Origin of the sequence: Pseudomonas syringae group sp. 243L2 (genome assembly GCF_032587875.1) — a bacterium.
GTDB lineage: Bacteria > Pseudomonadota > Gammaproteobacteria > Pseudomonadales > Pseudomonadaceae > Aquipseudomonas > Aquipseudomonas amygdali.
Genome location: NZ_JAWHPL010000040.1, coordinates 691968 through 718609 on the forward strand (window position 1 = coordinate 691968; position 26642 = coordinate 718609).

27 protein-coding genes are annotated in these 26642 nt (G+C 57.2%); 12 read left to right on the top strand and 15 right to left on the bottom strand.

The features are described from left to right. Positions 1 to 8: 8 nt before the first annotated feature. From RYB66_RS26065 to yghU, 7 genes are all read right to left on the bottom strand, one after another. A complete protein-coding gene (locus tag RYB66_RS26065) occupies positions 9 to 1223 on the bottom strand; it encodes an AGE family epimerase/isomerase (RefSeq protein WP_316895843.1) in 1215 nt (404 codons plus the stop codon). A gap of 72 nt (positions 1224 to 1295) precedes the next feature. Next, on the bottom strand, positions 1296 to 3188 hold the full coding sequence (dxs, locus tag RYB66_RS26070; RefSeq protein ID WP_316895845.1) for a 1-deoxy-D-xylulose-5-phosphate synthase: 1893 nt from the start codon (positions 3186 to 3188) through the stop codon (positions 1296 to 1298). Positions 3189 to 3348: 160 nt separating this feature from the next. Next, entirely contained in the window at positions 3349 to 4236 is an 888-nt protein-coding gene (locus RYB66_RS26075) for a polyprenyl synthetase family protein (RefSeq protein WP_005731143.1), read from the bottom strand. Then, the gene (locus RYB66_RS26080; protein ID WP_002551852.1) at positions 4233 to 4478 is read right to left on the bottom strand and encodes an exodeoxyribonuclease VII small subunit; all 246 of its coding nucleotides are present in this window, start codon (positions 4476 to 4478) and stop codon (positions 4233 to 4235) included. The genes RYB66_RS26075 and RYB66_RS26080 overlap by 4 nt, the downstream gene beginning before the upstream one ends. Positions 4479 to 4580: 102 nt before the next feature. Continuing rightward, positions 4581 to 5747 (bottom strand): cystathionine beta-lyase, encoded by a 1167-nt coding sequence (gene metC / locus RYB66_RS26085; protein ID WP_316895847.1) that lies wholly within the window; start codon positions 5745 to 5747, stop codon positions 4581 to 4583. Positions 5748 to 5832: 85 nt separating this feature from the next. Continuing rightward, positions 5833 to 6849 (bottom strand): YhcG family protein, encoded by a 1017-nt coding sequence (locus RYB66_RS26090; protein ID WP_057404549.1) that lies wholly within the window; start codon positions 6847 to 6849, stop codon positions 5833 to 5835. 200 nt (positions 6850 to 7049) lie between these two features. Next, entirely contained in the window at positions 7050 to 7892 is an 843-nt protein-coding gene (yghU, locus tag RYB66_RS26095) for a glutathione-dependent disulfide-bond oxidoreductase (protein ID WP_005752809.1), read from the bottom strand. A 312-nt stretch (positions 7893 to 8204) separates the two neighbouring features. Here yghU and RYB66_RS26100 point away from each other — a divergent pair, with 312 nt between their 5' ends. The 12 genes from RYB66_RS26100 to RYB66_RS26155 all read left to right on the top strand — a co-directional run bounded on the left by RYB66_RS26100 (position 8205) and on the right by RYB66_RS26155 (position 19600). Beyond that, the gene (locus RYB66_RS26100; protein WP_005742965.1) at positions 8205 to 8981 is read left to right on the top strand and encodes an ABC transporter permease; all 777 of its coding nucleotides are present in this window, start codon (positions 8205 to 8207) and stop codon (positions 8979 to 8981) included. Beyond that, complete coding sequence (locus tag RYB66_RS26105; protein WP_005742963.1) at positions 8978 to 9682, top strand: ABC transporter ATP-binding protein; 705 nt, start codon at positions 8978 to 8980, stop codon at positions 9680 to 9682. Before RYB66_RS26100 ends, RYB66_RS26105 begins: the two co-directional genes overlap by 4 nt. Before the next feature lie 59 nt (positions 9683 to 9741). Then, positions 9742 to 10503: a glycosyltransferase family 2 protein gene (locus RYB66_RS26110; protein WP_005778922.1), complete on the top strand. Its 762-nt coding sequence runs from the start codon at positions 9742 to 9744 to the stop codon at positions 10501 to 10503. Between the two features lies 1 nt (position 10504). After that, entirely contained in the window at positions 10505 to 11119 is a 615-nt protein-coding gene (locus RYB66_RS26115; protein ID WP_005778924.1) for a hypothetical protein, read from the top strand. A 7-nt stretch (positions 11120 to 11126) separates the two neighbouring features. Then, complete coding sequence (locus RYB66_RS26120) at positions 11127 to 11765, top strand: HAD family hydrolase (protein ID WP_002551860.1); 639 nt, start codon at positions 11127 to 11129, stop codon at positions 11763 to 11765. After that, entirely contained in the window at positions 11762 to 12493 is a 732-nt protein-coding gene (locus tag RYB66_RS26125) for a glycosyltransferase family 2 protein (protein ID WP_005742960.1), read from the top strand. The genes RYB66_RS26120 and RYB66_RS26125 overlap by 4 nt, the downstream gene beginning before the upstream one ends. Next, the gene (locus RYB66_RS26130) at positions 12490 to 12810 is read left to right on the top strand and encodes a hypothetical protein (protein ID WP_002551862.1); all 321 of its coding nucleotides are present in this window, start codon (positions 12490 to 12492) and stop codon (positions 12808 to 12810) included. Before RYB66_RS26125 ends, RYB66_RS26130 begins: the two co-directional genes overlap by 4 nt. A 3-nt stretch (positions 12811 to 12813) precedes the next feature. Next, positions 12814 to 14589 carry a hypothetical protein gene (locus tag RYB66_RS26135; RefSeq protein WP_010193538.1) on the top strand — a complete coding sequence of 592 codons (1776 nt, stop codon included), beginning with the start codon at positions 12814 to 12816 and terminating at the stop codon, positions 14587 to 14589. Next, positions 14586 to 15191, top strand: a complete 606-nt coding sequence (locus tag RYB66_RS26140) for a hypothetical protein (RefSeq protein WP_005742958.1) — start codon at positions 14586 to 14588, stop codon at positions 15189 to 15191. The genes RYB66_RS26135 and RYB66_RS26140 overlap by 4 nt, the downstream gene beginning before the upstream one ends. A gap of 42 nt (positions 15192 to 15233) precedes the next feature. Further along, positions 15234 to 16277, top strand: coding sequence for a WavE lipopolysaccharide synthesis family protein (locus RYB66_RS26145; RefSeq protein ID WP_005778927.1), 1044 nt, complete (start codon positions 15234 to 15236; stop codon positions 16275 to 16277). A gap of 192 nt (positions 16278 to 16469) precedes the next feature. Next, positions 16470 to 18749 carry an autotransporter outer membrane beta-barrel domain-containing protein gene (locus tag RYB66_RS26150; protein ID WP_016980657.1) on the top strand — a complete coding sequence of 760 codons (2280 nt, stop codon included), beginning with the start codon at positions 16470 to 16472 and terminating at the stop codon, positions 18747 to 18749. Next, positions 18749 to 19600 (top strand): alpha/beta fold hydrolase, encoded by an 852-nt coding sequence (locus tag RYB66_RS26155; protein ID WP_010193530.1) that lies wholly within the window; start codon positions 18749 to 18751, stop codon positions 19598 to 19600. The genes RYB66_RS26150 and RYB66_RS26155 overlap by 1 nt, the downstream gene beginning before the upstream one ends. A gap of 92 nt (positions 19601 to 19692) precedes the next feature. Here the strand turns inward: RYB66_RS26155 and RYB66_RS26160 are convergent, their stop codons facing one another. From RYB66_RS26160 to RYB66_RS26195, 8 genes are all read right to left on the bottom strand, one after another. After that, complete coding sequence (locus RYB66_RS26160; RefSeq protein WP_010193528.1) at positions 19693 to 19935, bottom strand: helix-turn-helix domain-containing protein; 243 nt, start codon at positions 19933 to 19935, stop codon at positions 19693 to 19695. 407 nt (positions 19936 to 20342) lie between these two features. After that, on the bottom strand, positions 20343 to 21074 hold the full coding sequence (locus RYB66_RS26165) for a helix-turn-helix transcriptional regulator (protein ID WP_002551869.1): 732 nt from the start codon (positions 21072 to 21074) through the stop codon (positions 20343 to 20345). A gap of 356 nt (positions 21075 to 21430) precedes the next feature. After that, positions 21431 to 21958, bottom strand: coding sequence for an inorganic diphosphatase (ppa, locus tag RYB66_RS26170; RefSeq protein ID WP_002551870.1), 528 nt, complete (start codon positions 21956 to 21958; stop codon positions 21431 to 21433). 110 nt (positions 21959 to 22068) lie between these two features. Beyond that, on the bottom strand, positions 22069 to 22878 hold the full coding sequence (locus RYB66_RS26175) for a zinc-dependent peptidase (protein WP_005742953.1): 810 nt from the start codon (positions 22876 to 22878) through the stop codon (positions 22069 to 22071). 3 nt (positions 22879 to 22881) lie between these two features. Next, positions 22882 to 23529: a DedA family protein gene (locus RYB66_RS26180; RefSeq protein WP_004659409.1), complete on the bottom strand. Its 648-nt coding sequence runs from the start codon at positions 23527 to 23529 to the stop codon at positions 22882 to 22884. A 190-nt stretch (positions 23530 to 23719) separates the two neighbouring features. Then, complete coding sequence (locus RYB66_RS26185; RefSeq protein WP_002551873.1) at positions 23720 to 24178, bottom strand: GNAT family N-acetyltransferase; 459 nt, start codon at positions 24176 to 24178, stop codon at positions 23720 to 23722. 83 nt (positions 24179 to 24261) lie between these two features. Continuing rightward, complete coding sequence (gene eutC / locus RYB66_RS26190; RefSeq protein ID WP_005742952.1) at positions 24262 to 25125, bottom strand: ethanolamine ammonia-lyase subunit EutC; 864 nt, start codon at positions 25123 to 25125, stop codon at positions 24262 to 24264. Beyond that, a complete protein-coding gene (locus RYB66_RS26195; RefSeq protein WP_005778937.1) occupies positions 25122 to 26516 on the bottom strand; it encodes an ethanolamine ammonia-lyase subunit EutB in 1395 nt (464 codons plus the stop codon). The genes eutC and RYB66_RS26195 overlap by 4 nt, the downstream gene beginning before the upstream one ends. Between the last annotated feature and the right edge of the window lie 126 nt (positions 26517 to 26642).

Below are 26642 nucleotides of genomic sequence, written 5' to 3' on the forward strand. Positions count from 1 at the left end.
TCGATCAATCAGTCTTCTACAGGCGTGGGCGGCGGGAAAGCGTTCACGAAGCGGTTCTCGACAAAGTCGGCCAGCCCGATGTAACAGGTTGCCAAGTGGTAAGGCGTGGTCGACGGCATGTCACTGCGGCTGACCGCGCCATCGGGCTCTACGCACTCGTTCCAGCCTTTGGCATGCAGGAAGCGCTGCGCAAAGGCTGACATCTGCGCAGCCAGGTTCGCCTCGCACTCTGGCCGCATTGCCATGGCTCGCAGGTATTCCGCCTGAGCCCAGATACGCTGGGTGGCGTCGCGTACCGTGCCATCAAGTGTCAGCATTGCAGTCACCGCGCCGCTCTGTGGCTCGACACCCTGTGCCTGAGCGTAAGCAAACGCGCGGGTCATGGATGCGTGCAGCTCACGTCCATGCAGCTCTGGCGACGATTGCAGCAGGAAGAACCATTCGAACTGATGACCTGGCTCGTACCAGTTATCCACAGCGCCCAAGGGTTTCTCCAGCATCACGCCGGTGGCGGTGTCGACAAAGCGACGCTGCATGTGGATAACCAGAGCGTCCAGCGCTGACTGGGTTGCAGGGTCGGCGCGCACCGACAGCGTTGCCAGAAAGGCCTCTGCCAGATGCATCAAGGGGTTCTGGAGCGGGCCGCTGCCCAGCGTCGACCAGTCCTCATCGAGTTGCGCTTCGTACAGCCCGTCATCGTCGGCAAAGCGCTCCGCTACAACGCTGAGCGCCGCATTGAGCACTGACTCTGCCAGCGGGTCCTGCACCTTCGCCCAGTAATGTGCGCAGGCGAAAATAATGAAGGCGTGAGTGTAGAGGTCCTTGCGGCGATCCAGAGGTTTGCCCTGTGGATCGATGCTATAGAACCAGCCGCCATGCTCGGCATCGTGGAAGTGCTGTTGCAGGGAGCGAAACAGCTCACCGGCCCGCGCCCGAGCGTTCGGCACTTCGACGTTATCGATAAGGCTGGAAAACAGAAACAGCTGACGTGCGCAGGCCATGGCTCGATAGCGTTGCGGCGGTAGAGGCTGATCGTTGGCGTCTAGCGCTTCGTAAGGCAATGCCAATTGTGCGTTCCAGCCAGGGCCCTGCCAGAGCGGAACGACGACCTGCAGAAAATGCTGCTGCAGGGCAGCGAACACCGAAGTCAATTCAGGCGTGGAGGCGGAGCGGGTCACATGAGGCATCGGCTGGCATCGCGGCAGTGTCGAAGTGCGCAGCATGTTATCAGGATTGCTGCATGCGGGGTCGTGGTGATGATTCCTCACGCTCGGCGCGTGAGGAACCTCTTTCAGTCAGCCAATCAACGCCAGCCGCTCATTGATCGCCGCTTCGATCCCTTGGGCGTCCAGCCCGCACTCAGCCAGCATCTGCGCAGGCTTGGCATGCTCGACGTAGGTGTCCGGCAGGCCCAGGTGGAGTACCGACTTGAGGATATTGGCGCGTGCCAGAAACTCACTGACCGCAGCACCGGCACCGCCCATCACCGCGTTTTCTTCCAGTGTGACCAGTAACTCGTGGTTGGCGGCAGCTTCGCTCACCAAGGCTTCGTCCAGTGGCTTGACAAAGCGCATATCGATCACCGTCGCGTCGAGCTTCTCGGCCACCACCAGCGCATCGGCCAGTTGCACGCCAAACACCAGAATCGCAACGCCCTGGCCCTGACGACGCACAATGCCCTTGCCGATTTCGACCGGGTCAAGGCCTGTCTCGATCAACGCGTTCGGACCGGTACCGCGTGGGTAACGCACTGCCGCGGGGCCTGTGTGCAGGTAACCGGTGTTGAGCAGCTTGCGCAGTTCGTTTTCGTCACTCGGCGTCATGACCACCATGCCGGGGATGCAGCGCAGGTAGGACAGGTCGAAGCTGCCTGCGTGGGTCGGGCCGTCTTCGCCCACAAGCCCGGCGCGGTCGATGGCAAACAGTACGTCGAGGTTCTGCACCGCGACGTCATGCACCAGTTGATCGTAGCCGCGTTGCAGGAAGGTCGAGTAGATAGCCACGACCGGCTTGCTGCCTTCGCAGGCCATACCGGCAGCCAGTGTTACGGCGTGTTGTTCGGCGATGGCAACATCGAAGTAGCGTTCTGGAAAGCGTTCGCTGAATGCCACCAGGTCCGAGCCTTCCTTCATGGCTGGCGTGATGCCCACCAGCCGTGAGTCAGCCTCGGCCATGTCACAGATCCACTGGCCAAACACTGCGGAATACTTCGGCGCGCTGATTTTTTTCGGGGCGACAGGCGCATTCAGCGGCTCAAGCTTGGTAATGGCGTGATAACCGATCGGGTCGACTTCGGCTGGCGCAAAACCTTTGCCCTTCTTGGTGACCACGTGCAGAAACTGCGGGCCTTTCAGATCACGCATGTTGCGCAGAGTGGCGATCAGAGTCGGCAGGTCGTGGCCATCGATAGGGCCGATGTAGTTCCAGCCCAGCTCTTCGAAAAGCGTGCCCGGGACCAGCATGCCTTTGGCATATTCTTCGGTGCGACGTGCGATTTCCCAGGCGCCGGGCAGGCGCGAAAGCACCTTTTTGCTGCCTTCGCGCATGCTGCTGTACGTGCGGCTGGAAAGAATCTTGGCCAGGTAATTCGACAGACCGCCGACATTGCGCGAGATCGACATGTCGTTGTCGTTGAGAATTACCAGCATGTTGGCTGCCACTTCCGGCGCGTGGTTCAACGCTTCGAAGGCCATGCCGGCAGTCAGCGCACCGTCGCCGATCACGGCAATGGATTTACGCTCGCTGCCTTGCAGGCGCGAGGCAATCGCCATGCCGAGTGCGGCGCTGATCGAGGTGCTGGAATGCCCGACGCCGAAGGTGTCGTACTCGCTCTCGCTACGACGCGGAAAGGCCGCTACCCCATCCTTCTGGCGCAGGGTGGACATGCGCGCACGACGGCCGGTGAGGATCTTGTGCGGATAGGCTTGATGACCCACGTCCCACACAAGGCGATCGTCCGGGGTGTCGAAAACGTAATGCAGCGCGATGGTCAGCTCGATGACCCCAAGACCGGCACCAAAATGCCCTCCGGTCTGGCCAACGGAATACAGCAATTCCAGGCGCAGCTCATCGGCCAGGGTTTCCAGCTCGGCTTCGCCCAGACGGCGCAGGCCGTGCGGGGTATCGGCTCGGTCGAGCAGCGGCGTGACCGGGCGCTCGCGGGGGATCTCTTTGAACGTCGTGGGCATCAGGCGAATCGTTATAAGTAAAAGAGGCGGCAGTTTACCTTATGCATCGCAAGCTGCCCATGAAGTGAGTCGGCGGATAGTCCGCCGACTGACACGCTTAATGACTGAGACCTGACGAACCGTGGTTGATTCAGCAGATTTCCGGCTTCGGTGACGGTAATCAGTGGCGACGTTCGACGATATAGCGTGCCAGCTCGCGCAACGGTTCTGCGGCGGCATCGAACGGGCTCAGCGCTGTTAGCGCCTGATCACGCAGTTCCAGTGCATAGCGCTTGGCCGCTTCCAGGCCCAGCAACGCAGGGTAGGTCGGCTTGTCGCGGGCGATATCGGCACCCTGACGCTTGCCGAGGGTCGCAGTATCGCTTTCGACATCGAGAATGTCGTCCTGAACCTGAAAGGCCAGACCGACCGCGCGCGCATAAATCTGCAAGGCGTCAAGACGGGGCTGATCGGCTTGACCACTGGCCAGTGCGCCAAGCCGGACGCTGGCTTCGATCAACGCACCGGTCTTGTGCCGATGCATGTATTCCAGCGCTGCCTGATCAAGCTTCAGCCCCACAGAGCCCAGATCGATCGCCTGCCCGCCCACCATACCTGCCGGGCCGGCAGCGGCTGCGAGGGTATTGACCATCTGCAGACGCGTTTCAGCATCGCGTGAGGTCAGGTGCGGCGCGAGCAGTGCAGTAAACGCCAGGCTTTGCAGGCCGTCACCTGCGAGGATCGCGCAGGCCTCATCGAAAGCCTTGTGCGTGGTCGGCTGGCCGCGACGCAGGTCGTCATCGTCCATCGCCGGTAAATCGTCGTGCACCAGCGAGTAAGCGTGAATCAGTTCAACCGCACAGGCGGCACCGTTGGCATCCTCGGCTACGCCGCCCAGCGCTTCGCAGGCCGCGTAGGCCAGCAGCGGGCGCACGCGCTTGCCGCCGTTCATCACGCTGTAGCGCATGGCTTCGTAAAGCCGGTTCAGCTCAGGGCTCGGTGCCTGAAACAGTTTTTCGAGTGCTGCGTTGACGCGAGTCTGGCTTTGCGCTTGATAGCTCGCGATCATTCGGGAAGTTCCGCATCGTCGAACGGCTCTTCGCTCAGTTCGCCATCGCGCTCCAGCAGCACCTGGACCTTCTGTTCGGCCTGGGTAAGGGCGCTTTGGCAGTCGCGGGTCAGGCGTACACCTTGCTCGAAGGCGGTCAGGGAGTCTTCCAGAGACAACTCGCCATTCTCCAGCCGCTCTACCAGCGCTTGCAGGTCAGCGAGTGACTGTTCGAAATCCAGTGCAGCTTTCTTGCGGGCCATGGGGGCATTTCCGGTAGAGGTTAAACCGCGCGACACTAGCAGAGCGAGGGCTTCTGGGCAAATAACGGCGACGGAGCAATGCAAGGGCAGCAACTATCAGGATTAACCCGCAGCGAACCCGTTCTGTAGGTCTGCAATCAGGTCTTCCGGGCTTTCCAGGCCAACCTGCAGCCGCAGCATCGGGCCGGTGCCGCGGTCAGGACCATATTGCTCGACTTCAGTGATCAGGCTTTCAAAACCGCCCCAGGAGTAACCAATCCCGAACAGTTTCAACGCGCCGGTAAATCGGTCCAGCACCTTCCGGTCAACGGCATGGAATTCGAAACTGAGCAAGCCGTTGCAGCCATGGAAATCGCGCTTCCAGATGGTATGGCCCGGATCGTCCGGCAATGCGGGATACAGCACGCGGGCAACCTGAGGCTGGTCCTGCAGCCATTGTGCAATTTGCATCGCGTGGCGTTCATGCATGGCCATGCGTGCCGCCAGACTGCGGGCACCGCGCAGCACCAGATACGCATCGTCGGGGCTGACGGTATTGCCCACGGCGGTGTTCATGGTCTTGAGGGTTTTCCAGTGCGCTTCGGTGGTGCTGACGCTGCCCATCATGACGTCGGAATGCCCGGCCACGTACTTGGTCAGGGCCATCAGGGAAATGTCCGCGCCCAGTTCCAGCGGCTTGAACAGAATTCCCGAGCCCCACGAGTTATCCACAGCCAGCAGTAGATCCCTGGCCTTGCACACCTGTGACAGTGCAGGCAGGTCGCACATGTCGAACGTCAGCGAGCCGGGCACTTCAGCGTAGATCATCCGTGTGTTGGTCTTGATCAGCGATTCCACATCACTACCGTCAGCCGCGTAGAAATCGAACTGGATGTCGAAGGCCGTCAGCATCGTTTTTGCCAGGCGCCGAACGGGGCCATACACCGATTCAGTAATCAGCACATGGTCGCCTGGGCGCAGAAACGATTGAAACATCTGCGCCACTGCCGCCAGCCCGGTCGGGTACAGGCAAGTACCGTGTGCGCCCTCAAGCCCGGAAATCAGATCCTGCAAGGCAAACGCCGTCGGGTTGCCGTTGGCACCGTAAGTCAGCGAGCGCTCAGGCCCCGTGGTGCGAATTTCCGCCTCGCGCAAACTCTCCAGACTGTCGAACAGCACCGTACTCAGACGCACGACCGGCGGGTTGACCGCCAGCCCTGGCCCGCTGCTGGCGCTACGGCCGCGTTGCGACAGGGCGGTGTAGGCGCGAGGGTCCTTATCGTGCGGCATTGGAGGCTCCAGTCAGGGAAAGGGCAAGCAGGCAGACTGCCGCTCAGGCATGCACAAGCGTAATGCATCGTGCGTCTGGCGGGTATCACTGATCGCTCAGCACAGCGCTCGCATAGAACTCATGCAGCTTCGCCTGCAATAGCTGCCTGTCCGGCAAGCGGGTCTGGTACTCGGCAATCAGCGCGGGTGAAAGCGAGCGGTTCAGGGCGTACTCGACCACTTCTTCGTTTTTGCTGGCGCAGAGTAAAACGCCGATGGCCGGGTTTTCATGGGGTTTGCGTACATTCCGGTCCAGCGCTTCAAGATAAAAGTCCAGCTTGCCCAGGTATTCGGGTTCAAAGCGGCCGACCTTGAGTTCGATGGCAACAAGGCAGTTGAGGCCGCGATGGAAAAACAGCAGATCCAGCGCAAAATCCTGGCCGCCGACCTGCAACGCGTACTCGGAGCCGACAAAACAGAAGTCGCGGCCCAGCTCGATCAGAAAATCCCTCAGGCGTTGCAGCAAACCGCGGTGCAGGTCAGCTTCGGCGTGTCCCGATGGCAGCTCGAGAAACTCCACCATGTAGGCATCACGGAACACATCCAGTGCTGCCGGTCGGGTTTCCTTGAGCATCGCCGAGGCCTTGGCTGGCTGGGTGATACTGCGCTCGAACAAGGCGGTCTTGAACTGGCGCTCCAGCTCTCGGCTGGACCAGTTTTCCCTGATTGCCATGCGCAGATAAAACTCACGCTCTTCGGGGCGCTTGCTTTGGCTGAAGATGATCAGGTGATGAGTCCATGGCAATTGTGTCAGCACTGCTGACACTTTCTCATCGTCGCGGTAAACCTCGAAGAACTGGCGCATACGAAACAGGTTTCGACGCGTAAACCCGCGCAGTCCTGGCTGGGTTACAGCCAGATGCTCGGCAAGCTGGCTGACCACCGCGTCACCCCATTCGGCGTTTTCAATCTTGCGGCTGATGTAAGCGCCTACCTGCCAGTAAAGCTCGATCAGGCGAGTGTTGACCGCCTGTGCAGCTTGCTGTCGAGCGCCCTGAATCATTGCGAGCACTTCATCAAAGCGATCATTTACAGGCGTATGCGGTGCATTGGGAGTACTCATGCTGCAAGTACTCCACTGCGTGGGAAACCGATGTCGAGTTGCAAGTGAAAATCTGGATGGGCAGTTGTCCGGCTCATAGGGCGCGTCCTTGGGCAGTGGCTAAGGACGCTACCTTACGTTCAGATCACGACTGTCCGACCCAGAATCTCTTTTGAGTGTGTAGCACCAGGTTTCTGTTTGCGCAGGCCTTGACTTGCGTCTTATTTATCCAGGTCGGATGCCTGATGCCGCTCCGGCACCTGATCCGCCTCTTCGCCCCAGGTGCGGTTGACCTTCTGGCCTTTGATGACAGCAGGGCGCGTGGCGATTTCTTCCGTCCAGCGAATCAGGTTCGGGTATTCGTGCACCGACAGGAACTCGGCGGCCGAATAAACCTTGTTCCTTACCAGCGCGCCATACCATGGCCAGACCGCGATATCGGCAATCGTGTAGGTATCGCCAGCCAGGTAGCGGTGCTCGCCCAGTCGGCGGTTCAGCACATCGAGTTGGCGCTTGGCCTCCATCGCGAAGCGATTGATGGGGTATTCGAGTTTCTCCGGCGCGTAGGCGTAGAAGTGCCCGAACCCGCCACCCAGGTAGGGCGCCGCGCCCATCTGCCAGAACAGCCAGTTCAGCGTTTCGGTACGGCCTGCCGGGTCGGCGGGCAGGAAACTGGAAAACTTCTCAGCCAGGTACAGCAGAATCGAACCGGACTCGAATACCCGAACAGGTGTTTCATGGCTTCGGTCCAGCAATGCAGGGATCTTGGAGTTGGGATTGATCTCGACAAAGCCGCTGGAGAACTGATCGCCCTCGGAAATGCGGATCAGCCAGGCGTCGTATTCCGCCCCGCTGTGCCCCAGTGCCAGCAGCTCTTCGAGCATGATCGTGACCTTCACCCCGTTGGGCGTGGCCAGTGAGTAAAGCTGCAGCGGATGCTTGCCGACGGGCAGTACCTTGTCATGCGTGGGACCGGCTACGGGCCGGTTGATGCTGGCGAACGTACCGCCTGCTTTTGTTTCCTGCTGCCATACCTTCGGCGGGGTGTAAGGGGTTTGGGTCATGAGTAGCCTCGCTTGTTCAAGGGTGATCGCTGGACCAGTCGTATTGCGAATGACCATTGACGTTATAGATCAACGTGCGCGGATGGAAGTGCCTTGCGATTCTGATCGAGCGTGGCGAGGCCTCGAAAGGGCTATTTAGCTGCCGCCGGTAGTTTGTGGAATATTCCTACAGTAACTAAGGCGTCGTCCTATAGCTGTAACTCTATGAAAGAAGAGAACATGTGCCCGCAGCAGGAGGCCATAAGGTTATCCATTTATGATCTTGATTGTCAAAATCGTTCTCTGATCTACCTGTCAATAGCTGGATACCGTATGTCGTCATCTCGCAGCACAAGCTTTATAAAATGGCGTGACCTGATCATCAATCTCGTGTCCAAGGAAATTAAAATCCGTTACATGGGTGCGACGCTGGGCTTCGTTTGGTCATTGGGAAATCCGCTGGTTGTTACACTCACGTATTACACGGTTTTTACCTATATCCTGCCCAGCAGTCAGGACCGTTTTGCACTTCATCTGGTAACGGGTGTTGTCCACTGGATGCTTTTGGCGCAAATAGTTTCACAGAGCGGGGAATGGCTCATCAATAACGGCAATCTCATTCGAAAGTTACGGTTCCCGCGTATATTGCTACCCCTCTCCGGAGCATTGTCGATTGCTGTGTTCTGGGCGGGCTGCATGATCGTGTATGCATCGTTATTTCCCATGCTGGGTGGCGTGTTTTCACGCGCTCTGTTTTTTTATCCCATTGTACTGATTGCGTTCATGGCGCTGATTATGGGGTTCGGTCTGGCGCTTAGCGTCATTCAGGTAACTGTGAGGGATGCAAAACACTTCATCGATGTGTTTCTGCCCTTGCTGTTCTGGTTGACGCCAATTGTGTGGGTCACCTCCGCGCTGCCCGAGGGTGTCGCCAGCATAGCGGCCTACAACCCGGTAGCTCTTTATTTCGATAGTTTCAGCAGCATTTTGCATGCTGGTGTGGTTCCAGACACCCGTGATCTGCTGCTTTGCGTGTTGATGGGGGCCGCCTCGTTGCTCATCGGCCTGCTGATATTCAGAAAGGTCGACGACGTGGTGGAGTATTTATGAGCCGCGTCGTCATCAAGGCGGAAAACCTTACCAAGCAGTTCACTCTTCGCCACAACAGGGGCGGTTTGAAAAGCAAGTTTCTAGGTCTGTTCGATGCTCGATACCGTGAGCATGCCGAAACGTTCATGGCAGTCAGCGACGTGTCGTTCACCTTGCATAAAGGGGAGTCGCTTGCACTTGTGGGACATAACGGTTCAGGTAAAAGCACGCTCTTACAGCTGGTTTCACGCATCCTTGTTCCCACCAGCGGACGTTTGACTACGGTGGGTCGTGTAGCCCCTTTAATAGAAATCGGTGTGGGCTTTCACCCTGATCTGACAGGGGAGGAGAATATCTATCTTAACGCCAGCCTGTTCGGGTTAAGTAACAGGGAAGTGCGTTCGCGTTTCAACGAGATCGTGGATTTTTCCGGGCTGGGAAACTTCATTGATACTCCGGTCAAGAACTATTCATCGGGTATGTATATGAGGCTGGGTTTTTCGGTGGCGGTTCATGTTGAGCCACAGGTTTTGCTGGCTGACGAAGTGCTCGCTGTGGGGGACGAAGAGTTCAAGCGCAAATGCCACGAGCGAATTCGCACTTTGCAGGATGACGGCATGGCCCTGATTCTTGTTACCCACGCGGTAGAAGAGGGTAAAGAGTTTTGTCAGCGCTATTTGACGCTTGAGCGTGGCCGGATGATTGAACACGGTTGTTATTGATTCATTGCAGTCAATGCCGCTTCGTCAACTTCAAAATCACCCATTCAAAAGGGATTTTCATGCTGCAAATTATCGTTCCAATGGCGGGTGCCGGGAGTCGCTTTGCGGTCGCGGGCTACACCGATCCCAAGCCGTTGATCCCTGTACATGGCGTACCGATGATCAAGGTCGTGATTGACAACCTGACGCCGGATTGTCCGCACCGATTCATCTTCATCTGTCAGGCGGATCAGGTCGCAACCTATTCGCTGAAGGAAAAGCTGAATGCGTGGGCACCTGGATGCGACATCGTCGAGCTTGGTGGGCTGACGGGGGGCGCCGCGTGCTCCGTTTATGCCGCCAGGCACCTGCTCGACTATAGCCAGCAAGTGATGATTGCCAACAGCGACCAGTATGTCGATGTGGACATAAACGCTTATCTGCAGGCAATGAACGAGAGTGACGCAGCGGGCTTGATCATGACGATGAAAGCCAGCGATCCGAAGTGGTCGTTTGTGGGCTTCAGCGCAGAAGGCCTCATCACCCGCGTAGTGGAAAAAGAGGTCATCTCTGACGAAGCCACTGTCGGCATCTACAACTTTCGCAATGCAGGTCAGTTGATATCGGCCATCGAGACAATGGTCATGAAAGATCTTCGCGTCAATGGCGAGTTCTATGTTGCCCCGGCGTACAACGAGATCATCGGACGCGGCGCCAAAGTGATTCATTACAGTATTGGCGCAGAGGGTCATGGCATGTACGGCCTGGGTATACCGGCAGACCTGAACCAATTCCTGTCGTTGCCGCTAAGCAGGCAGGCAGCCTCGGGAAGGCAGGCCTGACATGCAGATCATCAGCCATCGTGGCTATTGGCTGCAAAAGCCGCAGCGCAATTTGCCCGAAGCATTTCACCGATCATTCGACCTTGGTTTCGGCACAGAAACCGATGTCCGTGATGTAGCGGGTCAATTGGTTATTTCTCACGACATGCCCGTTGGTGGCGAGCTGACGCTTGAGGAGCTGCTCGCCATCATGGCAGGTCGTAACTTGCCACTGGCCATCAACATCAAAGCTGATGGAATGGCGCAGGCGCTCGCCAAAACCTTCGCTCGATATGGTCATACCAACTGGTTTGCCTTCGATATGGCGGTACCGGACATGCGCAGTTACTTTCACGCGAACGTTATTACTTACACCCGGCTCAGCGAAGTTGAACCGTCCCCAGCCTGGATCGAAAAGGCAGCAGGTGTCTGGCTTGACGGTTTTGAGGGGGAATGGTTTTCCAGTCAGGTTATTGGCGATCTTCTATCTCAGGGCAAGCAGGTGTGTGTGGTATCTCCCGAGTTGCACGGGCGTGACCATCGCAGCCTGTGGCAGCAATTGCTTGAGCTCGAAGCGCACGACGGTTTAACGATTTGCACTGATATTCCCGCAGACGCAGCCACTTTCTTCAAGTGAGGCAATCATGATCAAGGCAGTGATATTCGATATGGATGGCGTCCTCATTGAAGCCAAGGAATGGCATTACGATGCACTGAACAAAGCCCTCAGCCTGTTCGGTTACAACATTAGTCGCCATGAACACCTCACCGCCTACGACGGTCTGCCCACCTCGCGCAAACTCGACATGCTGAGCGTAGAGCGCGACCTGCCGGTTGCGTTGCACGCATTCATCAACGAAATGAAGCAGCAGTACACCATGGAAATCGTGTACGCCCAGTGCAAACCGACGTTTGTGCATCAGTACGCGTTGTCATCGTTGAAAACAATGGGCTACAAGCTGGCGGTTGCATCCAACTCCATTCGCAACACCGTGGAGGTCATGATGAACAGGGCAGACCTGGAGCGATACCTCGATTTGCAGCTCTCCAACGAGGATGTCAAACATGCCAAGCCAGCTCCCGATATCTATACCAAAGCCATCAGGCAACTGGGCCTGATGCCCGAAGAGTGTCTGATCGTCGAAGACAACGAAAATGGTATCAAAGCCGCCAGAGATTCCGGTGCCCATGTTCTGGTCGTGGCTGAAACCTGCGATGTAAACCTCAATAACATCCTCGGCAAGGTCGATGAGATCAACGTCGACAAGGTGGCTAGCCTGTGAGCGCATTGAACATCATTCTTCTGTCGGGAAAGAAGGGAGAGACGTCGCTCGACGACGGCGAGTACCCCGAATATCTGTGCGAATGCAATGGCAAGCCACTGATCCATACGCTGATCGACAACTGTGCTGCGCTTGAGCCGCGCAGGATCATCTGCACATTCTCGAATGACGATGTCACTCGGCTGCACCTTCGCAACATGGTCCAGCAAATGCACCCTGCGGCCAGTGTTCTGCCCATTAACAAAGTCACCCGGGGTGCCGCCTGCACGGCACTTCTGGTGAGCGGGCAAATCGACAACGATGATGAGTTGTTGATTCTCAGTGTCAGTGATTTTCTGGATATAGAGCTGCGTGACGCCGTACGTGCGTTTCGGGACAACGATGAAGATGCCGGCGTGGTTATCTTCAATTCACTGCACCCTCGCTATTCATTCGTACGTCTGGATAGCCACTGCCGGGTCATTGAAGCTGCCGAAAAAAATCCGATCAGTCCCCACGCCATTGCAGGTGTGTACTGGTTCAAATCCGGCTCGCTGTTCGTGGCGGCGGCGAAAGAGATGATTCGCAAGGATGCCAGGGTCAATGACAACTTCTACATAGCACCCGCCCTCAATGAGCTGGTGCTGTTACAGAAAAGGATCGGTGCCTACCGAATCGAACCCAGTCAGTACCGGCCACTGAAAACCAATAGTCAGCTTCACGCTTTCGAAGCAGGAGAAATGCGATGAAAACGGCAAGACTGCAAGACATGGTCAAAGGCTGGTTTGTGGGCGGCTTCGAGCCTGCTGCTTTCAATACCGAGTCCTGTGAGGTCGGGGTCAAGATTTACCAGGCAGGCGAAAAGGAAGCTGCCCATTATCATAAGGTTGCCACAGAGATAACCGTGCTCATTTCCGGGTCCGTCAACATGCGCGATCAGGTCTGGCATGCAGGCGACATCATCGTTCTGGAGCCGGGCGACATCACTGCGTTCGAAGCGCTCACTGATGCAACCACCGTTGTCGTTAAGGTGCCCGGCGCGCTTGCCGACAAGTACGTCGTCTGAACCATGAAAACGACCCATCTCCAGCACCATCCAAGCCTTGGTTACCTGGCGGCGGACAGCCTGCGTAAGCTCCCGGTTGGCCTGCTGCTGCCCCATGAATGTTCGGGTTTTGTTTCGTTCCGCGCCCATCCGTTTCGCAAGCCGGAGCGGGTAATCAAAAACCTGCATGCCGCACTGCGTCCGTTATCCATGTACGACTCGGGTAGTTACTGCTTTTATGGGGTCCAAAGTGATTCACCGCTGGCGCCACTGCTGCTGTGGGACGGTGTCCATTTTCTGAATGTTGGCGAGAAGATTACAGTTATCGAAGACACTGAGTTTGAGTGCTATCTGGACCGTGAATATTTTGCCGGATCACTCAAGGTAATCGAACGCTCGGCCACCTCTGTCACCTACAAAAAGGTAGCAAGGCTGGCGGCGGAGTCCGATGACGATCTTGATGGCTGGAGCTTTTGCCTTCCTGTAGGGCCAGGAGACGCCACGGTCCTGAATGCGGTAGTGAAGCGCATTCTGGAAATTGACGTCCCGCGCAAGGAGATACTTCTGTGTGGCACACCGGGAAGCAACTTCGCCTATTTCGACAAGGTCCGCATCGTGGGGCAGGACATTACCGCTCCGCCAGTGCAGATCTGCAAGAAGAAAAATCGTCTCGCTCTGGAGGCCGGATTCAGCAATCTCGTGATCCTGCATGACCGCGTATTTCTACCCAGGAATTTTGGAGAAATCGTACGTCGCTTTGGTCCGCGCTATCCGTTGATGACACTGCAAAGCATGTTTTTCGACAATCGGCTTAGTATGCACCCTCGCCGCTATTCGGATTACGGCATGGCTTTGGGCACGATAGCCAACGGTCTTCAGGGGGTGAGCCGAAACTGCAGCGATGCAGCGAGTATCGCCCCGTCGATTTTTCCAGAGATCGAGCGGACCGGTTTCAGTTATGCCAGTGCCATGCGTTACAACAGCGACTCCTGCTACGCGACCGGCAGTCTCTACATCTGCCGGAAGGAAGTGTGGAATGCCTTCCCGTTGGACGAGTCTTTGTATTGGGTTGAATTTGAAGACATTGAACACGGTATGCGCCTGTCAAAAGCTGGCGTACCTTGCAGGGTCAATCCATTCGGCATTACGCAATCAATCACCTCCCGTGCGCTATTGGGATCAGAGACTTTGGTGCAATCAGCAAGTGGCAAACTCGGACGCATAGGCCCGCGTTACTTCTCGGTTCTGAACAAGAAGCCTCTGATCAACATCTCCAGCAAAACGGCTCTCGCCAGGCTGCACCAGTTCGCAAGTAAGTACCTCGTCAGCCGGGCAGCAGTGAGTATACCGACCGGGGTTTGTCATATAAGTGTTCGAGCCTGGATCGAGCTGATCAATCATGTCGTTCAGCAGTCCACGTTCAAAAACGATATTGGAACGGTCAGAGAATTTATCAGCGACTTTGAGAGGCTGGTGTTGTTTGACCAGCTCCCAAGTACGCGGCAAGAGTTTCTGGTCAATCGCTTCCTTGCAGACCCTGTGCTGGCCAAACAGACGCTGATCACCCAGAGCTGTGAAGTGCGCAATATGTTGCGTCAACGCAGTACGCAGACATGGTTTGTTCGTCAGCAGGATGATTACTTTCATCACCTCCTCCTGTCGCTCCCGGGTATTTTGATTTCGGCGGTTCGTGCTTGCAGAAACAACGGGAAAATCTTCTATTTTGAAAGCGTGTGGGCTGCGGTGAAGGCTATCTATAACTCCACTCCCTTCAAGTCCTATGCCAGAGGTTCAAAATGAAGATATTCGTCGTGTCTCATTTGAGCCCCAGGCCGGCCAGTCATGAGCTGATCTGTCAGCTGTCCCACATCCAGCACGCGTATAGAAAGACTATCCCGGTGCTTGTCATCGATGACCGCTACAACCTGACCGAACTGCCCATCAGCGATCTACCGACGGACCACGTCCAGTTCAGTCTGGAAGACTTCCTTCACGAAAATGGCCTGAGCGGCATCGTGGCGAACAGCGTTGCGCGTCATATGGATAAAGTCGAGAGCGCATGGGTACTGATTGATTTTGGTCAGCATGACTCGGCTACCTGCATGGACTTCATCCAGAAAATGGCTCGCTACAACTATTTGAGCCCAAGGCTTCGAAACCGAAACATCGTGATCATGGTGCCTGCCATGCACCTGGGTATCTATTCGCGAACCCTCAATGCCTCGTTCAATAACCTGCCTTCAATCACAACAGCTGCAGCTCGTTCGGCTCAAATCGGGAGGTTATTCATGGTCACTCGTCTTGAGACGGTGCTGATCAGCCTGCCAATGCTGGCTGGAGTCCTGCGTCGCATGCATCGTCTTTTTTTGCGCGTCTTTCGGCGTGCTGCGAGATTTATCTGAATGATCTGTTCTCGTCGTCATTCCTCATTAAAGGTTAAGAACATGCCTCATCTTGTGGCCGTTGATTCCAGAAAAATCAGCGTGGTTATCCAAGGGCCTCTTTATCGCAACCTGAGCCCCCAGCGGAATATCTTCGCCTGTATCGCATCGGTCAGGACACACCTGCCACATGCCGAAGTTATCGTCTCTACCTGGTGTCATGAAGATACTTCTGCGGTTGAAGCGGATCAGCTCATCATGTCGGATGATCCGGGTGCCTTCGTCGACGATGCCGGTAATCAGATCAACATCAATCGCATGCTGCGATCGACGTTGTGCGGTATTCAGGCCGCCTCAAGACCGTATGTCATGAAGATGCGCGCCGACCACAACCTGACCAGCTCTGCACTGGCCGTAATAGGCCAGTCAGATGATGCCGAGCCTGGCGAAACAAAGCTGTTCGAGACGCCAATTACCACCACGACGCTCTACATTCGTGACCCTGAACGGTTACCGATGTTGTTCCACATATCGGACCTTGTTCAGTTCGGCACACGCGATGCGATGCTCGCCATGTGGGAGCAACCACTGTTTGAAAGGAGCGCGCTTTTCAATGACAAGCCGTCTCGCAACCCGTTTGGCAACTTCATTGGCTACACGTCTGCGCGCCTGGTGACCGAGCAGGCGCTGATGCTGGGTGTCATGCGCAGGAAGGGCATTGACGCCCGGCTTGGACGTCCCTGCGAGGTAGGGCTGAGCAATCTGAAGTTATGGGACAACGTCTTGAGGCGCAACTTCAGAGTCCTGAATCACTCCGAGGCTGGCGTAGACTTCCCGGAACGCTTTCTAACCAGCCGCCGCGTATTGAGCACACTCTACAAAGCTTCTGCGATAGAGCAATTGCGGGGTATTGATCCGAAGCGCTACAGGCTGAGAATCGCGCGCATCTGGCTCAATCAGTACCTGCTGACCTGCCTGCGCCCCGGCTGGTGGGTGTCCTTTGCGACCATCGTATTGTTCAGCAGTTCGCCGACCTTTGCCAAGCGCGTTCGCTCGTACTGGCGCACGCTCAGGAAGGTAGCGCATGCGGAGTCCTATCGGGTCTAGCCATCCCGACCCTGAGCACTTGCACGACTTTAGCGAAGTGTGATTGTGCCGATAATAGTTGATGTTATTTCAAGTCGGTTACTTTATTCTCGCCGCGCTCTTCTGTGTGGCCAATGGCCACTTTTCGCTGCGGCAGGTTCTCGACAAGCATGGCAGCGCCCCCAACATAAGGAATGAATCTTGAACTCTGTGATGTTTCGCAAGACCCTTCTCGCCATGGCTGTGGCTGCAACTGCCGTTCCGGCTTTTGCTGAAACAGTCCAACTGACCAACGCTGGCTACAAAAGCGAGCGTCAGACCCATACCGGCAATCTTGAGATCAACGGTGCCTATTCGGGGAGTGCGGTTAAAGATGCGATTCAGCTAAGTGGTTCGACCGTTGAAAAGAACCTTATCCTCAACGGGAACATCAGTGGCTCCGGCACCTTTGCCAGTGGTGAAGGAGCCAAAGGCATCAGCCTGGAGGGCGGTAAGATCAACGGCAACGTCATCAACCACGGTCTGGTTGAAGTTTCCGGTCAAGGCGCGACGGCCCTGGACGTCGCCACGAGCCTGAAATTCTTCGAAAACCATGGCAGCCTCTCCGCTAGCGGCGCGGGGTCTCAGGGTCTTCGAATCGACGGGGCCACTATGATAGGCAATAGTGCGGACATAACCAACACCGGGACGATCCGCGGCGAGAGCGCTGCTATCGTGATGGGCACTACTAAATTCTCTATGATCGGCGCTCAGCCTTGGTACATCGAACGGGGCGACTTCAATATCTATAACGAAGGTTCGATCATTTCCGCTGACAGGGCCATCGACGCTTCTGGAAGCAATCGTCCGATCGAGCTGATCCTGAGAAAGGGCAGCGTCGTTGTCGGTAACCTGATCGACGTAAGCAATATCGAGCTGGAGGGGGATACTTCCTTCACAGGTACTGACAGCCGTAGAGATGGCTACAACATTCGCCTCAAGAGCGGCGGATCGGTTTATGTTGGTGGCACCTCCGACAGTCCTACTACCATGACTTTCGAGTCCGCACACAGCAGCATTGGCGGCGATCTGTATGTCGACGGCAATTCGGCACTCGGCCTGAATCTGAGTAAGGCCACTGATACTAAAACCGCGGTGCTGAAAGTTACCGGCACTACTCAGTTCGAACCGGGAGCGCAAGTAAAGCTCGCGGCCAAGGGTGACGACTTCAATGCCAACGGCACTGCTTACACGCTCATCGAATCAGGCAAGATCGAACTGCTGACCAAGGATGGGCGCGCGGTCGACCCTGCTGGCAAACTGGATGTAGTCAGTACCTCGGCGCTACTTAAAATCGACAGCTATACCGTTGACGGCAAAGACGTTGTAGCTGTGGTCACTGCCAAGGGCAAGGAAGAGGTCGCTCAGGTAGTTGCCAACAACGGCGGCTCAGTTAATGAACAGACCACACTGGTCAACCTGACCGGCGACAGCATCATCAGCAAGCTGAACGACAGCGATGCGTTCAAACAGCTTTTGCTGAACGCTGACGGAGGGCAGCTTGCCAAGCTGGCCTCGCAGCTGTCGCCGGAGGTCAACGGCGGGGCCAGAAGCGCCGCTACTACCAGCCAGGGTCTGATCAGCAACGTAACGGGCAGCCGCACCAGCTCGATACGCGGCGCGTCTTCTGGCGAAGGTTTCAAGAATGCCGGGGTTTGGGTCCAGTCGCTCTACAGCGACGCCACTCAAGGCCAGCGTGACGGAATTGCTGGCTATAACGCGTACAGCAGCGGAGTCGCGGTGGGCGCTGACGGCAAGCTCAACGACAACCTGACGCTGGGGTTGGCGTACAGCTTCATCAATACCGACGTGAATGGCAAAAGTGGCAACAAGACCGAAGTCGATAGCCATGCATTCACGCTGTACAGCGGCTTCGAACAAGGCAATTACTTTGTCGATACAAGCCTGACTTACGGCCTCAACGACAACCAGGGCAAACGCAGCATTGCAGGTACGCGTGCCAAGGCAGATTACGACAGTGACCTGCTGGGCCTGAATCTGGTGGGTGGCTACACCTATCACGTCAACCCGCAAGTATTGGTCGAACCACGCCTGGCGGCGCGTTACAGCCAAGTGAACATCGACGGCTATCGTGAGAAAGGCTCGTCGGCTGCGTTAAAGGTTGAAGACCAGCGTTATGAAACCATTGAGCTGGGCGCAGGCATGCGCGTGGCTGGCAGCTTCCTCTTGCGCGCCGGAACGCTGGAGCCACAAGCCAAACTGATGGCCTACCACGACTTCGCCGCCGACGAAGCGCAGAGCACGTCCACCTTTTTGCTCGGCAGTACACCGTTTGTAACCAGCGGTGCCAAGGCTGTGCGTGACAGTTACGAAGCGGGTGTGGGTGCCGATTACAAACTGGGTGCCGTCACACTGGGCGTCAACTATGACTACATCGGTAAATCAGGCTTCGATGCCGATGTGTTCTCTGCAAAAGTGCGTTACGACTTTTGATGTGGAGTTACCGCCTCGGTCGAAAACGCTTGGGCGGTACCCTTGCAGTCGTGATGGCGCTGCTGTTGAGCGGAGCCATCGCCGGTTGTCAGTCTCCGCGCGCTGATCTGCAGCAATTGGCCAACCAGCATGGCCGACAGATGCAGATTCTGCCGGCACAGCCCTTTCCACTGGCGGCGCTATTGCCGCCAGAGACCTTCAGAACAACTCGCCTACGAGTCTATCTGGAAGGCGACGGCCATGCCTGGGCCACCGCCACTCAACCCAGTCTCGACCCGAGCCCACGTAAGCTCCTCGTGCCGCAGCTGGCAGTCAACGACCCGACGCCCAGCGCCTATCTGGCAAGACCTTGTCAATTCATCACAGCCCCGGCCTGTAGCGCTGCCCTTTGGACCAATCGCCGTTTCTCCCAGGCAGTGGTCACCAGCCTCAGCAGCGCGCTGGACCATATGAAACAACGTTACGGTAATAACGAGTTCGAGCTGATTGGTTATTCAGGCGGCGCAACCCTCGCGTTGCTACTGGCGGGACAACGAAACGACATCACCCTGATTCAGACCATCGCTGGCAATCTCGCCCCGAACCAGTGGACAGAACTAAAAGGACTTTCGCGTCTCAATGGCTCGTTGGATCCACTCGATTACGCCCAGCGCCTGGCATTGATACCTCAGCGTCACTTGTCGGGAACGCGTGACGAAATGATCCCGACTGAACTGGCAAAGCATTACATCAGGCAGCTAGGCAACGGTGCGTGCAGTCAGCTGGTTATTGTCTCGGGTCCGAGTCATGAAGACGGTTGGGAAGAGGTCTGGGAGCTGTGGAGAGGACGGGACGTAGATGTGTGTCCGTGAGAGTCCTATAGCTGACCAAAACGCACTGCATTGAATCGCTATGAGTCATTTTTCACGCAAGCGCTCATCCAGCAAAGCTTCGCGATTGTAGATTACAGGCGAGCCATAGAGTCCAGCTTGCTGAGCAGCGCATACGGGTCAGTACCGATCCCCCGACAGACATCCATGAACTCAATGACATCGAGCCCGCGCTCGGCGTTCTCCGTCTTTGAGACAAATGACTGCGGCCGCCCCAGCCTGACGGCCAATTCTTTTTGCGTCATACCGGCTGCGTTGCGCGCTTCCAGCAAAAGATCAAGCAACGCTTGGTAGCGGGCGTTATGGATGGTTTTCACGTGGCAAACCCTCTAATAGTCCGGTTACCTGAATAAACCTGACTTGGGATTATCCTAAAGTGGGTTTCGACCGGGACAACCAGCAAAGTACTGTCAACGGCTGATTTGGCGGGAAGTTTCTCAAGTAGATGATATCCACTGCCCAGCCGCGAGAAGAACGCGGGAGGCATTAAAAAGCCGGCTTGTGGCCGGCTTCTCGTAGGCGGTTCCGATCTATTTTTGATAGACCGCAATCGCCTTCAACAGATGCGCCTCTTGAAGAAGCGCGAATAGGCAACAGGGCAAACGGATCACATGCCCCATTCAAACACCGCATCGCATGACTGCGTCGGGTGCTCTGGATGGCGCACAGAATACTGAAATTCTCCGCCAATGCCCAGCCCGAATGCCTTTCAACCCCAAACGCCTCACAACAGCAGCATCGCATTGCGCCGACTGTTGAGTGTCGACCACCAGAATATCCAGCCCAGAATCCGTATTTTCTCCCGGTCGATGTCTTCGGCACTGAACAGTTCGTCCGGGTATTCGGCGTCGTTATGGCTGCGCAGGCGCAGACCGCCATTGGGCATGCGGTAGAGGTAGCGCACGCGCAGGATGCCGCCGTGCTCGAGGGCGTAGATTTCGCCGTCGATGACCTGGGTCAGTTCGCGGTCGACGCCGAGAATCGAGCCGTCCTGGATCTTGTCGGCCATGCTGTTGCCGACCATGGCGACACACATGCAGTTTTTCGGGTCGATGCCCATGGTTTGCAGAACTTGCACGGGCAGGCGGATTTTTTGCCCAGGGGCTTCGGAAAGGACGGTTTTGCCGACGCCATGAGTGGATTCAACCTCCGTGTAGATCTGAATTTCCACATCGCCGCGCAGCACGTTTCTGGTCTGCTGGATGACCATGCGTGTGTCTTCACCAGTGTTTTCATTGGCCGATTCATTGGGATGTTTGGGCCCGTCGCCCGTGCGCAGCCAGCGTGCGTTTACGGTTAACAGTTCAGCCACCTCATCGATCCGCGCCATGGGCACGCCACGCTTGAACCAGTTATTGACGTGTTGCGGCGTGATTTTGCGGTTGGCCGCAAAGTCAGTCGCTGTGAGATGGCACTCCCGAAGGAGGATGCGGAGTCGATCGCCTGATGTATTCATAGGGCAAAGTCTACGGACGTCGCTTGGGCGTTTAAATGAACGAGGTGTTGAGATCGACGTTATCCCAAGGGGGTGGCGGCTATTCGGACTACGGATGGAATGAATATCGTGTAGGCAGATTCCGTAATAGCGCTTTTTTGGCTAAACGACGTATCGGGCGTTTACCCTTGCTATACGGGAATTAACGAACTGTTTATCGAGCGCCTAAAAGTCGAACGCATTTTTAAACGTGTGCGCTGCAAAAAAATGGATAGGTGTGTTTCAAGGAACGGTATTGGCGGGGAGCAGCGGCAGGGAAGGGGTCAAGCGTGTTTCAGGGCACGTGTGTGGCGTGCCCTGAAACGCCAGATCAGTGATCAGCCTTTGAACGCTGCAACCGATTTGGTGATCTCGGCGCGGGCAGCGTCAGCATTGCCCCAACCTTCGATTTTTACCCATTTGCCTTTTTCGAGATCCTTGTAGTTCTCGAAGAAGTGCTTGATCTGTTCAAGCAGCAGGGCTGGCAGATCGGTGTACTCTTTGACGTCGACATACAGCTGGGACAGCTTGTCGTGTGGCACTGCGATAACCTTGGCATCGCCACCGCCGTCGTCAGTCATGTGCAGAATGCCGACCGGGCGGGCACGGATGACCGAACCTGGGGACACCGGGTAAGGCGTCACCACCAGCACGTCCAGCGGGTCGCCGTCGTCAGCCAGCGTGTTAGGGATGAAACCGTAGTTGGCCGGGTAGAACATCGGGGTGGCCATGAAACGGTCAACGAACAGGCAATCGGTTTCTTTGTCGATTTCGTACTTGATCGGCGCATGGTTGGCCGGGATTTCGATCGCGACGTAGATGTCGTTCGGAAGGTCTTTGCCTGCCGGAATCTTGCTGTAGCTCATTGGGCATTGCCCCCATAGTTGACCAGACAGATTTTGGCGCGAACCGCCAAAAAGTGGTCCGGATTATAGGCATATTCTGTTTTGGTTGCCACGCATGGCCTTGGCGGCTGTCAGTTGTCCCGGTAAGCCGGGTCCTGCTGACGCAGCAGGTTCAGTCTGGCGATAGTGTCTTGCCGGTAAAACGCCTTCAGTTGTTCGTAGACTGCCGGGTAACTGTCGTGCAGCAGGTCGGGTGCGCTGAAGAAGTATTCGCTGGTCACGGCGAAAAACTCGGCAGGGTCTTCTGCGGCATAGGGATCGATGGCGGGCTCGGCGTCGGGGTTGTGGTCCAGTTGCCGGTTGAGATCATCGAACGCGCTTTGCATGACGCGAGCCCATTCGGTCACCTGCATGTCGCTGTGCAGCGGCGGCAGGCCATTGGCGTCGCCGTTGAGCATGTCGAGCTTGTGCGCCAGTTCATGGATCACCAGGTTGTAGCCATCCCAGTGGCCGCTGCTCAACACGCCCGGCCAGGCCAGAATCACCGGGCCCTGCAGCCAGGCTTCGCCGCTGTGTTCGCCGTCCCACTCGTGCTCTACGCCACTGGCATCGCGGTGGCGCTGCGGGCTGACGAAGTCGTCGGGGTACAGCACGATCTCGTGAAAGCCCTGATACCAGTTCAGTTCGCCCAGATTCAGCAGAGGCAGTTGCGCCTGGGCGGCGAGAAACAATCGCTGCTCGTCATCCAGATCAACGCCCGGCAGTGCACTGAGGTGTTTGTCATTCAGAAACAGTACGCAGGCGTCACGCAATTGCGCATGCTGCCCGCTGCTCAGCCCATCGAGGATCGGCAGACGTCCACGCACCTTCTGCCACAGCTCGTCAGCAATCGGGTGTCTGGCGAGCGTGCGCTGCCTGCGCCAGTTGCTGAACGACCACATGATTCAGCGTGCGTCTGCCGGAGGCGCGCTACGGCTGCGAACCACACCAATGATCATCGGCACCAGCGACAGCAGGATGATTGCCAGCACCAGCAAGGTCAGGTTTTGCTTGATGAACGGCACGTTGCCGAAGAAGAAGCCCAGTGTCACCAGGCTGCCGACCCACAGCACTGAGCCCAATACGCTGAAACCCACGAAGCGCGGATAGGACATTCTGCCCACACCGGCCACGAATGGAGCAAACGTGCGGATGATCGGCAGGAAACGCGCGAGTGTTACGGTTTTGCCGCCGTGGCGCTCATAGAAGTCCTGGGTGCGCAGCAGGTAGTCGCGGCGGAAGATGCGCGATTTGGGGTTGCTGAACAGTTTTTCGCCCGCAGTGCGGCCAATGACGTAGTTGGTACTGTCGCCCAGAATCGCCGCCAGCATCAGCAGCCCGGCCAGCAGGACCGGGTCCATGCCGCCGCCGGCAGCCACGGCTCCGGCGATGAACAGCAGCGAGTCGCCTGGCAGGAAGGGCATGATCACCAGCCCGGTTTCGCAGAAAATCACTAGAAACAGAATCGCGTAGACCCACGTACCGTAGTTGGTCACCAACAGGTCAAGGTAGACGTCGAGATGCAGAATAAGGTCAAGCGGGTTGAAATCCATTAAGGCACCTGAGGCGAGAACCCTGTACGGGGTCGCATGCGGAAGAAACGACTGTTCAGTATGCGCGGCATTATAGAAGCAGAATGCGCAGAAGGGGTTTGGGAATAAACGCTGGGTTTTTGATGTGTGACGACTGGAGCAGTATGTTGCGCTGACGCGGCTTTGCTGCCGCGTGCTGGCGAGCGGGTGATCAGTCCTGGTTGATGGGCAGCACGTAGTTTTTGAACTGCGTGTCTTCCTTGAAACCGATGGACTCATAGACTTTTTGCGCCACCTCGTTATTGCTGCTGGTCGACACGCGCAGTCGCACCGCATGCGTTTCCTTGGCCATCTTCTTCGCCTGTTTCATCAAGTGATCGGCGACCAGTTGGCGGCGCGCGTCCTCGGCAACATAGATGTCGTTGAGAATCCATACCCGCTTGAGCGACAGCGATGAGTAGCTGGGATACAGCTGGCAGAAGCCCAGCAGTCTGCTCTCGTCATCCTTGGCCAGCGCCAGATAGATAACTGACTCGTCACGACGCAGACGTTTTTCGAGAAAGTCCCGTGAGGAGTCCGGGAACGGTGACTCGCCGTAGAACTCGCGGTATTTGATGAACAATGGGCAGAGCAGGTCCAGGTGTTCGAGAGTCGCTTTGATGATCCGCATGGTTGGCCTCAACTTCCCTATGGGCTGATGCAGTGCGCCGGGATGATTACTCGATCCTGCCCGGCGACTTTAGAAAGCACAATCTAATGTGGTGCGGCCGGGCCGTCGAGCAGGAAATTGCCGATCGGCTTGTCTGAATGCTCGGCAGAGCCGTCTGAATCAAGGGTCTGCAGTTGCGCTTCGTCTTTAAGATTGACCCCCGAGATCTGCCGCCTGCAGGCCTCGCGCATCAGGTACAGCAGCCGATGGGCTGCCATGCCGTAGCTCAAGCCCTCCAGGCGCACGTTGGAAATACAGTTGCGGTGCGCATCATTCAGCCCGACCTTCGGCGCGTAGGTGAAATACAGCCCCAGACTGTCCGGTGAGCTCAGGCCCGGGCGCTCGCCAATAAGGATCACTACCATTTGCGCGCCGAGCAGTTCGCCCACCTCGTCAGCCACGGCGACGCGGCCCTGCTCGACCATTATCACTGGCGACAGGGACCAGCCTTCGGCTTTTGCCTGCTCTTCAAGGCGAATGAGAAAAGGCACGGCATGTCGATGCACGGCCAGTGCTGACAGACCGTCGGCGACCACTACCGCCAGATCGAGGCCGCCCGGATGAGCCGCCGCGTACTCGCGCAGTGCCTGCGCAGACTCCTCATTCAGGCGTCGGCCCAGGTCCGGGCGTTGCAGGTAGCTGTCGCGGTCGGCAGCAGCGCTGTGCAGCAAAATGGTTTCACGACCTTTCTCGGTCAGTTGCGCGCTGATCGCGGCATGATCGAAGGCCAGATGCACGGCATCGCGCGCCTGGGCATGCGCCGCTTGAAAGTCGAGCTGCGCGGAGGTGGGCAGGCTGGTGCCGGTTCGCCCCAGCGCGATGCGTGCGGAGGTCAGGCGGCGTAGCTCCAGCCAGGGGTTGGCTGGTGCGGCGTTGTCTTGTATTTCGTTCATCGGCTGATCACTCATGCGAGGTGCGCCAGTGCCTGGCGGAACGCAGGCGGCAGGCTGTCACCGAAGCGGACACGGCCGTCGGTCTGGGTAAAGATGCCCATTTTCTCCAGCCAGGCCTCGTATTCCGGTGCGGGACGCAGGCCCAGGCTTTGCCGGGCATACAGCGCGTCGTGGAACGAGGTGGTTTGATAATTGAGCATGATGTCGTCCGAGCCGGGGATGCCCATAATGAAGTTGATCCCGGCAACTCCCAGCAGCGTCAGCAGGGTATCCATGTCGTCCTGATCGGCTTCTGCGTGATTGGTGTAGCAGATGTCGCAGCCCATCGGCACACCCAGCAGCTTGCCGCAGAAGTGATCTTCCAGACCGGCGCGGATGATCTGCTTGCCGTTGTACAGGTACTCGGGGCCGATGAAACCGACCACGGTGTTGACCAGAAACGGATTGAAATGCCGGGCGACGGCATAGGCACGGGTTTCGCAGGTCTGCTGGTCGACGCCGTGATGTGCGTTGGCCGACAGCGCGCTGCCTTGCCCGGTCTCGAAGTACATCAGGTTTTTCCCGAGGGTGCCGCGGTTCAGGCTCAGGCCCGCTTCGTAGCCTTCCTGTAACAGCTTGAGGCTGATGCCGAAGCTTGCGTTGGCGGCCTCGGTGCCGGTGATCGACTGGAACACCAGGTCCACCGGTACGCCACGGTTTATCACTTCGATGGACGTGGTGACATGGGTCAGCACGCAGGATTGCGTCGGGATTTCATAGCGCTGGACGATGGCGTCGAGCATTTCCAGCAAGGCGACGATGGACGAGGTGCTGTCGGTTGCCGGGTTGATACCGATCATGGCATCGCCATTGCCGTACAGCAGGCCGTCGAGCACGCTGGCGGCAATGCCGGACGGGTCGTCGGTGGGGTGGTTGGGTTGCAGGCGTGTCGACAGCCGCCCGCGCAGGCCCATGGTGTTGCGAAAGCGCGTCACCACCCGGATCTTCTGTGCCACCAGAACCAGGTCCTGCACGCGCATGATTTTCGACACGGCAGCGGCCATTTCCGGTGTCAGGCCGGGAGCCAAGGCGCGCAGGCTGGTTTCATCGGCCTGATCGCTGAGCAGCCAGTCACGAAAGCCACCGACCGTCAGATGGCTGACCGGGGCAAACGCCAGTTTGTCGTGGGTATCGATGATCAGCCGGGTGACTTCGTCCTGTTCGTAAGGGATCAGGGCTTCTTCAAGAAAGTGCTTGAGCGGAATATTCGCCAGCGTCATCTGCGCTGCAACGCGCTCGCCGTCGCTTTGCGCCGCAACCTCGGCCAGATAATCACCGGAGCGCGCGGGGCTGGCCTTGGCCATGACTTCTTTGAGGCTGTCGAAGCGGTACGTCTGCGCACCGACAGAATGGGAAAAGCTCGCCATACAGATTCTCCATGACGCCGCGCTGCTTGCGTCGGACGTAGTCTTTCGGGTGAACCGGTGACGTCCCGGTTCAAACGACTGTGGGAAGCGATGCAAGCAATTAATACTCCATCCCGGCCGGGAGTG

Coding starts and splice junctions, on each gene's coding strand:
- RYB66_RS26120 (WP_002551860.1), top strand. CDS start 11,127: ATGATCAAGGCAGTGATATTCGATATGGATGGCGTCCTCATTGAAGCC.
- RYB66_RS26145 (WP_005778927.1), top strand. CDS start 15,234: ATGCCTCATCTTGTGGCCGTTGATTCCAGAAAAATCAGCGTGGTTATC.
- RYB66_RS26175 (WP_005742953.1), bottom strand. CDS start 22,878: ATGTGGTCGTTCAGCAACTGGCGCAGGCAGCGCACGCTCGCCAGACAC.
- RYB66_RS26090 (WP_057404549.1), bottom strand. CDS start 6,849: ATGAGTACTCCCAATGCACCGCATACGCCTGTAAATGATCGCTTTGAT.
- RYB66_RS26150 (WP_016980657.1), top strand. CDS start 16,470: ATGTTTCGCAAGACCCTTCTCGCCATGGCTGTGGCTGCAACTGCCGTT.
- RYB66_RS26195 (WP_005778937.1), bottom strand. CDS start 26,516: ATGGCGAGCTTTTCCCATTCTGTCGGTGCGCAGACGTACCGCTTCGAC.
- RYB66_RS26075 (WP_005731143.1), bottom strand. CDS start 4,236: ATGATCGCGAGCTATCAAGCGCAAAGCCAGACTCGCGTCAACGCAGCA.
- RYB66_RS26100 (WP_005742965.1), top strand. CDS start 8,205: ATGTCGTCATCTCGCAGCACAAGCTTTATAAAATGGCGTGACCTGATC.
- ppa (WP_002551870.1), bottom strand. CDS start 21,958: ATGAGCTACAGCAAGATTCCGGCAGGCAAAGACCTTCCGAACGACATC.
- RYB66_RS26135 (WP_010193538.1), top strand. CDS start 12,814: ATGAAAACGACCCATCTCCAGCACCATCCAAGCCTTGGTTACCTGGCG.
- RYB66_RS26165 (WP_002551869.1), bottom strand. CDS start 21,074: ATGAATACATCAGGCGATCGACTCCGCATCCTCCTTCGGGAGTGCCAT.
- eutC (WP_005742952.1), bottom strand. CDS start 25,125: ATGAGTGATCAGCCGATGAACGAAATACAAGACAACGCCGCACCAGCC.
- RYB66_RS26185 (WP_002551873.1), bottom strand. CDS start 24,178: ATGCGGATCATCAAAGCGACTCTCGAACACCTGGACCTGCTCTGCCCA.
- yghU (WP_005752809.1), bottom strand. CDS start 7,892: ATGACCCAAACCCCTTACACCCCGCCGAAGGTATGGCAGCAGGAAACA.
- RYB66_RS26155 (WP_010193530.1), top strand. CDS start 18,749: ATGTGGAGTTACCGCCTCGGTCGAAAACGCTTGGGCGGTACCCTTGCA.
- RYB66_RS26180 (WP_004659409.1), bottom strand. CDS start 23,529: ATGGATTTCAACCCGCTTGACCTTATTCTGCATCTCGACGTCTACCTT.
- RYB66_RS26110 (WP_005778922.1), top strand. CDS start 9,742: ATGCTGCAAATTATCGTTCCAATGGCGGGTGCCGGGAGTCGCTTTGCG.
- RYB66_RS26105 (WP_005742963.1), top strand. CDS start 8,978: ATGAGCCGCGTCGTCATCAAGGCGGAAAACCTTACCAAGCAGTTCACT.
- dxs (WP_316895845.1), bottom strand. CDS start 3,188: ATGCCCACGACGTTCAAAGAGATCCCCCGCGAGCGCCCGGTCACGCCG.
- RYB66_RS26065 (WP_316895843.1), bottom strand. CDS start 1,223: ATGCTGCGCACTTCGACACTGCCGCGATGCCAGCCGATGCCTCATGTG.
- RYB66_RS26130 (WP_002551862.1), top strand. CDS start 12,490: ATGAAAACGGCAAGACTGCAAGACATGGTCAAAGGCTGGTTTGTGGGC.
- metC (WP_316895847.1), bottom strand. CDS start 5,747: ATGCCGCACGATAAGGACCCTCGCGCCTACACCGCCCTGTCGCAACGC.
- RYB66_RS26115 (WP_005778924.1), top strand. CDS start 10,505: ATGCAGATCATCAGCCATCGTGGCTATTGGCTGCAAAAGCCGCAGCGC.
- RYB66_RS26140 (WP_005742958.1), top strand. CDS start 14,586: ATGAAGATATTCGTCGTGTCTCATTTGAGCCCCAGGCCGGCCAGTCAT.
- RYB66_RS26080 (WP_002551852.1), bottom strand. CDS start 4,478: ATGGCCCGCAAGAAAGCTGCACTGGATTTCGAACAGTCACTCGCTGAC.